This window comes from Ramlibacter sp. Leaf400 (genome assembly GCF_001424545.1).
Taxonomy (GTDB): Bacteria; Pseudomonadota; Gammaproteobacteria; order Burkholderiales; family Burkholderiaceae_C; genus Ramlibacter.
In genome coordinates, this window is sequence record NZ_LMQL01000004.1 from 129815 (window position 1) to 135814 (window position 6000).

General features: G+C 70.1%; 5 protein-coding genes and 1 pseudogene. All 6 read left to right on the forward strand.

Translation table 11 applies throughout. The features are described 5' to 3' along the window. The first annotated feature begins 58 nt into the window (after nucleotides 1-58). Nucleotides 59-880, forward strand: coding sequence for an SDR family NAD(P)-dependent oxidoreductase (locus tag ASG30_RS04830; RefSeq protein WP_082521904.1), 822 nt, complete (start codon nucleotides 59-61; stop codon nucleotides 878-880). Nucleotides 881-931: 51 nt separating this feature from the next. Further along, the gene (locus ASG30_RS04835) at nucleotides 932-1948 is read left to right on the forward strand and encodes a TRAP transporter substrate-binding protein (protein ID WP_055893416.1); all 1017 of its coding nucleotides are present in this window, start codon (nucleotides 932-934) and stop codon (nucleotides 1946-1948) included. A 28-nt stretch (nucleotides 1949-1976) separates the two neighbouring features. Next, nucleotides 1977-3887 carry a TRAP transporter large permease gene (locus tag ASG30_RS04840; RefSeq protein WP_082521905.1) on the forward strand — a complete coding sequence of 637 codons (1911 nt, stop codon included), beginning with the start codon at nucleotides 1977-1979 and terminating at the stop codon, nucleotides 3885-3887. Nucleotides 3888-3896: 9 nt separating this feature from the next. Continuing rightward, on the forward strand, nucleotides 3897-4889 hold the full coding sequence (locus ASG30_RS04845; RefSeq protein WP_055893458.1) for a thiamine pyrophosphate-dependent dehydrogenase E1 component subunit alpha: 993 nt from the start codon (nucleotides 3897-3899) through the stop codon (nucleotides 4887-4889). Beyond that, entirely contained in the window at nucleotides 4880-5866 is a 987-nt protein-coding gene (locus tag ASG30_RS04850; RefSeq protein ID WP_055893418.1) for an alpha-ketoacid dehydrogenase subunit beta, read from the forward strand. The genes ASG30_RS04845 and ASG30_RS04850 overlap by 10 nt, the downstream gene beginning before the upstream one ends. A 25-nt stretch (nucleotides 5867-5891) precedes the next feature. After that, nucleotides 5892-6000 (forward strand): annotated as a pseudogene (locus ASG30_RS22055) (ketol-acid reductoisomerase); the annotation flags it as partial.

Genomic DNA, 6000 nt, shown 5'->3' on the forward strand with positions numbered 1-6000 from the left:
CCTGCAACATCGCGCCTCTTGGTTCCACATGTTGAACTAAAAAACCAGCGAGTGCACCATGAACAACCCGAGGCAGCATTCCGGCCGGATTGCCGTGGTGACGGGCGCGGCCAGCGGCATCGGCCTGCAGGTCGCGCAGGACCTGGCGCAGCAGGGCGCCATGGTCTGCATCGTCGATCGCAATGGCGCCGCGGCCGAAGAAGCGGCGCAGGCCATCGCGCAGGCCGGCGGACGGGCCGCCGCCTTCGTGGTGGACCTGGCCGACATGGAAGCGGTCCAGGCCATGCTGGGGCGCCTGGGCCGGCAGTTCCCCGCCATCGACATCCTGGTGAACAACGCCGGCATCGTCTCCACGCAGCCGGCCCTGGACGTGGGGCTGCCCCAGTGGAACGCCACGCTCGCGGTCAACCTCACCGCGCCCATGGTCCTCACCCAGCACGTGCTGCCCGGCATGCGGGCCAAGGGCTGGGGCCGCATCGTCAACGTCTCGTCCATCAGCGGCGTGCGCGCCGGCACCGGCCGGCTGGCGTACGGCACCTCCAAGGCGGCGCTCATCGCCATGACGGGCCAGTTCGCCATCGAGTCGGCCGAGTGGGGCGTCACCGTGAACGCGATCGCGCCCGGCTTCGTCGACACGCCGATGATCCGCACGCTGCACGGCAGCTCCCGGCAGTCCACCTACATGGACGTGTGCCCGATGAACCGCTTCTGCTCGGCCGAAGAGGTCGCGAGCGCGGTGCTCTTCTTCGCCTCCGACCAGGCCAGCTTCATCACCGGCCAGACGCTGGGCGTCGACGGCGGCTACCTGGCCAGCGGCCTCTTCATGCGCAACCTGTTCGACATCCCCGCCGCCACGCCGGCGCGGGCGCCGGCCGCCTGAGTCGGCAGTACGCGCTTTCCTAAACTGCACCCACAACCAAGGAGACAGACGATGTCCTTTTCCCGCCGAACCCTCATCAAGGCCACCGGTGTCGCCGCCGCGGCCTGCGCCGCGCCGCTGAAGCTGGCCTACGGCCAGACCGCCGAATTCACCTTCAAGTACGCGAACAACCAGCCGCCCGCGCACCCGATGAACGTGCGGGCCAAGCAGGCGGTGGAGGCGATCAAGGCCGAGACCAACGGCCGCCTGGACATCCAGATCTTCCCGAGCAACCAGCTCGGTTCCGACACCGACACCTTGAGCCAGCTGCGCTCGGGCGGCGTCGAGATGTTCAACCTGTCCGGCCTGATCCTGTCCACGCTGGTGACGCCCGCCGCGCTCAACGGCCTGGGCTTCGCCTTCAGCGACTACAACTTGGTGTGGAAGGCCATGGACGGCGACGTCGGCGCGTACATCCGGGCCCAGATCGCCAAGGTGAACCTGGTGGCGCTGGACAAGATCTGGGACAACGGCTTCCGCCAGATCACCACGTCGACCAAGCCGATCAACACGCCGGACGACCTGCGCGGCTTCAAGATCCGCGTGCCGGTCTCCCCGATGTGGACCTCGATGTTCAAGGCCTTCGATTCGGCGCCGGCCTCGATCAACGCCTCGGAGATGTACACCGCCCTGCAGACCAAGGTGGTCGATGGCCAGGAGAACCCGCTGGCCGTGATCTCCAACTTCAAGCTCTACGAAGTGCAGAAGTACTGCTCGGTCACCAACCACATGTGGGACGGCTTCTGGACCCTGATCAACCGCCGCGCCTGGGACCGCCTGCCGGCGAACGTGCGCGACATCGCGGCCAAGCACCTGAACGCCGCGGCGGTCAACGAGCGCGCCGACGTGGCCGCCCAGAACACCTCCCTGCAGCAGGACCTGGTGGCCCGCGGCATCGTGTTCAACACGCCCAAGACCGATGCGTTCCGCGACAAGCTGCGCAGCGCCGGCTTCTACAGCGAGTGGAAGACCAAGTTCGGCGACGAGGCCTGGGCCGTGATGGAGCGCTACACCGGCAAGCTCGGCTGACGCGCGCCGTTCCCACCGGAGTCTTTCCATGACGCAACACGCGGCCGGCGTGGCGCCCGCCCCCACGCCGGCACACCCGGGCCTGCCTTCCGCGGCCGAAGTCCTCGAGGGCGGCGCCCCGGGCCCCGCGGTCCGCAGCCCCTTCTGGATGTGGCCGCTCGAGGCCGTCTCGGCGGCCCTGATGCTCAACATCACGGTGCTGCTGCTGGCGGGCGTGGTCTCGCGCTACGTGTTCGGCAAGCCGGTCGTGTGGTCGGACGAAGTGGTCTCGATCTCCTTCGTCTGGCTGACCATGCTGGGCTCGGCGATCGCCCTGCACCGCAACGAGCACCTGCGGCTGAACCTGTTCGTGGAGATGCTGCCGCCGCGGACACGCGACTTCGTCCATGCCCTGGCCCTGGCGGCGATGGCGGCGGTGCTGGTCGCGCTGATCGGCCCGGCCATCGACTACGCGCGCGACGAGTGGTTCATCCGCACCCCGGCGCTGGACATGCCCAATGCCTTCCGCGTCGGTTCGATCGCGGTCGGCCTGGTGGCGATGCTCGCCCTGGTCGCGGTGTACGCGGGCCGCACGGTGCGCAAGACCGACATGGCGCTGGCGCTGGTCCTGGTGGCGGCCATCGGCGGCATCTGCTGGGGCCTGTCGCCGCAGCTCCTGAAGCTGGGCACCGCCAACATCGGCATCTTCCTGGTGGGCTTCGTCGCGCTCTGCCTGGTGGCGGGCGTGCCGATCGCTTTCTGCTTCGGCATCGGCGCGGTGTGCTACCTGGCGTTCTCTACCCAGGTGCCGCTCACGGTCGTCATCGGCCGCATGGACGAGGGCATGTCCAGCCTGGTGCTGGTGTCGGTGCCCATCTTCGTGCTGCTCGGCTGCGTGCTGGACACCACCGGCATGGGCAAGGCCATCGTCGACTTCCTGGCCTCGCTGCTGGGCCACATCAAGGCCGGCATGTCCTACGTGCTGCTCGGGTCGCTCTTCATCGTCTCGGGCATCTCGGGCTCCAAGGTGTCCGACATGGCCACCGTGGCGCCGGCGCTGTTCCCCGAGATGAAGCGGCGGGGCCACCGGCCGCCCGAGATGGTGGCGCTGCTGGCCACCGGCGCGGCCATGGCCGACACGGTGCCGCCGAGCATCGTGCTGATCGTGCTGGGCGCGGTGGCAGGTGTCTCGATCGCCGGGCTGTTCCAGGCCGGCTTCGTGGTCGCCATGGTGCTGCTGGCGGTGCTGGCCGTGCTGGCGCGCTGGAAGGCGCGCCACGAGGACATGCGCGGCGCCCGGCGTGCCCCGATGAAGCAGGTCGGCCGCCTGGTGCTGGTCGCGGCCCCGGCCCTGGTGCTGCCTTTTCTGATCCGCACCGCGGTGGGTGAGGGCGTGGCCACGGCCACCGAGGTTTCGACCGTCGCCGTCGTCTACGCCCTGTTCGTGGGCCACGTGCTGTACGGCGGCATCGGCCTGCGCAAGTTCTACAGCATGCTGGTGGAGACCGCCGCGCTGTCGGGCGCCGTGCTGTTCGTGCTGGGCGCCGCTTCGGCGATGGCCTGGTCGATCACGCAAAGCGGCGTGGTGCAGCAGCTGTCGGTGTTCATGACCAGCCTGCCCGGCGGCTGGATCGCCTTCATGGCCGTGACCATCGGGGTGTTCCTGGTCCTGGGCTGCCTGCTCGAAGGGCTGCCCGCGGTGCTGCTGCTGGCGCCCATCATGTTCCCCATCGCCAAGAAGCTGGGGATCAACGACGTCCACTACTCGATGGTGATCGTCTGCGCCATGAACATCGGCCTGATGATGCCGCCCATCGGCGTGGGCTTCTACATCGCCTGCCGCATCGGCGACGCCAGGCCGGACGAAGTGATCGGGGCGATCTGGCCCTACCTCCTGGCCCTGCTGGTCGGCGTCACGGTCATCGCCGCCGTGCCGTGGATCTCCACCGTGGCGCTCTGACCCGTGAACATGATCGATCTCTACCGGACCATGGCGCGCATCCGCGCCTTCGAACTCGCGGCCGAAGTGGCCAGCCAGGGCGGCGTGCAGGTGCTGGGCGCCAAGATGAGCGACAGCGCCAAGGTGCGCGGGCCGCTGCACCTGTCCATCGGGCAGGAGGCCGTGGCCGCCGGCGTCTGCGCCCACCTGTCCCGCGACGACCTGCTGACCAGCACGCACCGCGGGCACGGCCACACCCTGGCCAAGGGCGGCGACATGCGCCGCATGATGGCCGAGCTGTTCGGCCGCGCCGACGGCAGCAACGGCGGCAAGGGCGGCTCCATGCACATCGCCGATTTCTCCGTGGGCATGCTGGGCGCCAACGGCGTGGTCACTGCCGGCCTGCCGATCGCCTGCGGCGCGGCGCAGGCGCTCAAGCTGCTGGGGCGGCCGCACCTGGTGGCCTGCTTCTTCGGCGACGGCGCGGCCAACCGCGGGCCCTTCCTGGAGGCGCTCAACTGGGCCGCGGTGTACCGCCTGCCGGTGCTCTTCATCTGCGAGGACAACCGCTACTCGGCCACCAGCGACACCGCCAGCCTGTCGGCCGGCCCCGGCGTGCTGGCGCGTGCCGTCGCGCTCGGCGTGCCGGGCGAGTCGGTGGACGGCAACGATGTCGAGGCCGTTCACGAGACCACGGGCCGCCTGGTCGCCCAGGTGCGCGCCGGTGAAGGCCCCCGCATGCTGCACGCGCTGACCTGGCGGGTGCGCGGCCACGTGTCGGTCGACAAGCAGGGCTACCGCGACCCGCAGGACCTGCTGGACGCCGAGGAGTCCGATCCGCTGCGCCGTGCGCGTGAGCGCGCGCTGGCCACGGGCGCCCGCGCCGCGCAGCTGGACGCGATCGACGCGCAAGTCCAGGCCGAGATCGAGGCGGCCGTGGCCTTCGCCAATGCGTCGCCGCCGCCGGACCCGGCCGCGGCCTTCACCGACATCCAGACCACGGGAGCCGGCACATGGCATTGACCCGGATGAGCTACGCCGAGGCCGCCGCGCGCGCGGTGGCGAATGCGATGCGCGACGACCCGCGGGTGGTCGTGCTCGGCGAAGACGTGGGCCGCGGCGGCATCTTCGGCCAGTACAAGGGGCTGCAGGCCGAGTTCGGTCCCGAGCGCGTGGTGGACACGCCGATCTCGGAGGCCACCATCGTCGGGGCCGGCGTCGGCATGGCGCTGGTGGGCCTGCGGCCGGTGGTCGAGTTGCGGGTGGTGGACTTCGCCCTGTGCGCCATGGACGAGATCGTCAACCAGGCCGCCAAGAACCGCTACATGTTCGGCGGCCAGGGGCGCGTTCCGCTGGTGATGCGCATGCCGATCGGCATGTGGTCCAACTCGGCCGCGCAGCATTCGCAGAGCCTGGAGGCCTGGTTCGCGCACCTGCCCGGCGTGGTGGTGATGTGCCCGTCCACGCCGCAGGACAACTACGCCATGCTCACCCAGGCCCTGCGCGGCGAGGACCCGGTGATCTACATGGAGAACAAGGAACTCTGGACGCTGGAAGGCGAGGTCGACGAATCCGCCGTGGCCGTGCCGGGCCGCGCCAGGGTGCTGCGCCGGGGCGCCGACCTTACCCTGGTGAGCTGGTCGGCCGCGGTCCACACCGCCACGCAGGCCGCGGCGCAACTGGCCGAACAGGGCGTGCAGGCCAGCGTCATCGACCTGGGCACGCTGTGGCCCTGGGACCGCGCGGCCGTGCTGGAGGACTGCACCCGCACCGGCCGGCTGCTGGTGGTGCACGACGCCGTGCAGGCCGGCGGCTTCGGCGCCGAAGTGGCGGCCACCGCCGCGCAGGCCACCGGCTGCCGGGTGGCGCGCGTCGGCGCGCCTCGCATCCCGGTCGGCTATGCCACCCGGCTGGAATCCGTCGCCCGCATCCAGCCGTCCGCCGTGGTGCAGGCGGCGTACTCGCTCATGAAACCATCCCTGGCCACCACGGCCGCCTGATCCACCCCGACACGAGAGGAACACCATGAAGGTCTACTACGACAAGGACTGCGACCTGAGCCTGATCAAGGGCAAGACCGTCGCCATCATCGGCTACGGCTCGCAGGGCCATGCGCACGCGCAGAACCTGAACG

Bases quoted from the DNA above. Each gene is read 5' to 3' on its own strand.
- ASG30_RS04830 (WP_082521904.1), top strand. From the start codon at position 59: ATGAACAACCCGAGGCAGCATTCCGGCCGGATTGCCGTGGTGACGGGC.
- ASG30_RS04835 (WP_055893416.1), top strand. From the start codon at position 932: ATGTCCTTTTCCCGCCGAACCCTCATCAAGGCCACCGGTGTCGCCGCC.
- ASG30_RS04840 (WP_082521905.1), top strand. From the start codon at position 1,977: ATGACGCAACACGCGGCCGGCGTGGCGCCCGCCCCCACGCCGGCACAC.
- ASG30_RS04845 (WP_055893458.1), top strand. From the start codon at position 3,897: ATGATCGATCTCTACCGGACCATGGCGCGCATCCGCGCCTTCGAACTC.
- ASG30_RS04850 (WP_055893418.1), top strand. From the start codon at position 4,880: ATGGCATTGACCCGGATGAGCTACGCCGAGGCCGCCGCGCGCGCGGTG.